This window comes from Nosocomiicoccus massiliensis (genome assembly GCF_000438455.1).
Taxonomy (GTDB): domain Bacteria; phylum Bacillota; class Bacilli; order Staphylococcales; family Salinicoccaceae; genus Nosocomiicoccus; species Nosocomiicoccus massiliensis.
Genome location: NZ_CAVG010000079.1, coordinates 1 through 2,486, shown reverse-complemented (window position 1 = coordinate 2,486; position 2,486 = coordinate 1). Strand labels below are relative to the sequence as shown.

At 37.8% G+C, this 2,486-nt stretch carries 3 protein-coding genes; all 3 read right to left on the bottom strand.

The window, feature by feature from the left end; genetic code table 11:
- Positions 1 to 24: 24 nt before the first annotated feature.
- The 3 genes from TJ68_RS03570 to TJ68_RS03560 are packed head-to-tail and all read right to left on the bottom strand — an operon-like array spanning position 25 to position 2,393.
- The gene (locus TJ68_RS03570) at positions 25 to 1,713 is read right to left on the bottom strand and encodes a b(o/a)3-type cytochrome-c oxidase subunit 1 (protein ID WP_052327289.1); all 1,689 of its coding nucleotides are present in this window, start codon (positions 1,711 to 1,713) and stop codon (positions 25 to 27) included.
- Positions 1,713 to 2,195, bottom strand: coding sequence for a cupredoxin domain-containing protein (locus TJ68_RS03565; RefSeq protein ID WP_040928782.1), 483 nt, complete (start codon positions 2,193 to 2,195; stop codon positions 1,713 to 1,715). Before TJ68_RS03565 ends, TJ68_RS03570 begins: the two co-directional genes overlap by 1 nt.
- 18 nt (positions 2,196 to 2,213) lie before the next feature.
- Positions 2,214 to 2,393: a cytochrome c oxidase subunit 2A gene (locus tag TJ68_RS03560; protein WP_040928781.1), complete on the bottom strand. Its 180-nt coding sequence runs from the start codon at positions 2,391 to 2,393 to the stop codon at positions 2,214 to 2,216.
- Positions 2,394 to 2,486 lie beyond the last annotated feature (93 nt).

The window sequence follows — 2,486 nt, the reverse complement described above, 5'->3', positions numbered from 1 at the left end:
GTTTGCTAAGCTTCTTTTTTTTGATTACCAAGCTTTAAATCCTGGTGATCCTGGAATGTTTTCTGTAAAGATTTGTGAGATTGGAACTGTGTATGCAATTACGACTAAGAAAATCGTAATGATGATTAATAATCTCCAGTTTTCAACCCATTTAAGTGGTGCATCTCCATCGTCCATGAAGCGAGCGATAGGGAACTCTTCGACCACATCTGTCTTTGGCGTTCTTAGTGATAAGAAGAATGCAAAGAATGCGATGATAATAGCAATGAGTAAGAATGAACCACCAATTGCTTGTAGTAACTGATAACTGATCCACTCTTCGGCAACTTCATGCCCACCGTACTCAGAGAATGTTGAACGACGAGGCGCACCTTTAATACCTGCCATGTGCATTGCAAATGACATAATACCCATACCTAATGCCCACGTGTATGCTAACCATAATCCAAGTGAGTTTGTAAGTTTAGTCATTCTACCACCGACTAAATGCGGAAGTAAGAACATCATTGCTGCAAAGTAAGTTAATACAACTGGTGCACCAACTGTAATGTGGAAGTGTCCAACGACCCAGATTGTGTTGTGAACGACTTGGTTCATTTGACCAGATGCGTTGATGATACCACCGATACCACCAGGTACGAAGAATAACATACCGACAAACTGTAATACGAATCTTGAATCATTCCATGGTAACTTCTTAAACCAATCGAATAAACCTGTTGCACCTTGTTTACGACCATATGTTTCAAATGAAGCAAATAAGCTAAATGCAGTAATGAGTGATGGTACGATAACCATGAATGTTAATACAACTTGGAGTCCTTTCCAGAATGCATCGATTCCTGGTTCAACTAATTGGTGGTGGATACCAACCGGAATAGAGAAGAATAGGAATAAGACGAAACTAAGTCTTGCAAGTTTATCTGAAAAACCTTTAACTCCGATAATTTTAGGTAATACTGCATACCAAACCATATATGCTGGTAATAACCAGAAGTAGACGAGTGCGTGTCCAAAGTACCAGAATAACGTACGTGTAAGTTTAACGTTAACTGTATCGATTAATCCGAATGACCAAGGGATAAGTTGAGTTAACGCTGATATTGCGACACCGAGAGTACATACGTACCACATGACGTTGTTAATCACAACGAAGTATGCAATCGCAGGTGTTTTTTGACCTGGGTTTTCTTTTTTCCATCTAAAGTAACGTTTTGTTTGAGCACCTGTTGCAATCCATGTACCTACGATAACGAGTGTTAAACCAACATAGAAGAGACCGTGTGCTTTAAGTGGAGCATAGAATGTATATAATACTGTTGCTTGGTTAGTAGCGATCATTGCTGCTGCCATTAACGTACCGATCGACATTAACCAAAATCCGATCCAACCTGACTTTCTTTCTCCGTCAGTTAAACTACCCATTGCTCTTGAAACAACAGCAGTTTGGAATCCTACAATAAAGAAGAATGTAAGAACTAATGCAAGAATTACACCGTGTAACGTTAAGATTTGGTAGTATCCAATATTAAACGGTAATTCAAAATATCCTGAACGGACAAATGTTTGTAATGCGCCTGCGAATCCACCAACTACGAGTGCAAAAATCACCCATAAGAAGTTCGCAAGAACTAATTTCGCGTCTTTTTTATTAATGACTGTGTCTGCTTTGTATATTTCGTTTTGTGTAGTATTAGTATAAGACTTCGCCATTATTCTTCACTCCCGACAACTTTAATGATTGATGTCATGTCCGTATGGCCAGTCCCACAATATTCGTTACATACAACTAAAAATTCGCCTTCTTTATTGAACGTTGCATGATATTTAGAGATTAACCCCGGCTCTACCATCATGTTAATATTTGTCTTTGCTACTCCTAAACCGTGAATTACGTCTGGAGTTGTTACCATTACACGAACTCTTGAGCCTTTAGGAATTTCTACTTCAGAAGGCTCATATCTGAACATACTAGCAACCATGTATAAGTCATAATCGAAACCTTCTTCTTGTGACTCATATAAACCAGGTTCTTTAAATCTTGCGTCGTCTCTCACGTGATCAGGGTTAATCGTTTCAATTCCTGATGCTGCAGGTGAGTGACCTTGGTGAACTGCTGAAATTCCTAAAATAACAAGGAATAAGATTAATGAACCAGTTCCAAAGCTTAACCATATCTTTTCATACTTATGCATTTATTTCACCTTTCCTTTTTACATTCTTTCCATGAATAACCAGAATACACCTAGCCAAGAGACTAGTATTAGAGCGCCGAGTGCCATCGTAAAGAAAAACGTGCCTCGTAAATCTAAATTATGTACATCTTCAGAGACATTTTCGTTCTTTACAATTTCTTTGTCATCATTTTGATGTACGACTTTTTTATCAGCCATAGTAATTCACCTTCCAATTCCGTATTCTTATAACTTTATTGTAGTGTATTTATCTTTTTAAAAAAAGTGATAAAAGTCACACTTTGACATATT

Bases quoted from the DNA above. Each gene is read 5' to 3' on its own strand.
- TJ68_RS03570 (WP_052327289.1), bottom strand. From the start codon at position 1,713: ATGGCGAAGTCTTATACTAATACTACACAAAACGAAATATACAAAGCA.
- TJ68_RS03565 (WP_040928782.1), bottom strand. From the start codon at position 2,195: ATGCATAAGTATGAAAAGATATGGTTAAGCTTTGGAACTGGTTCATTA.
- TJ68_RS03560 (WP_040928781.1), bottom strand. From the start codon at position 2,393: ATGGCTGATAAAAAAGTCGTACATCAAAATGATGACAAAGAAATTGTA.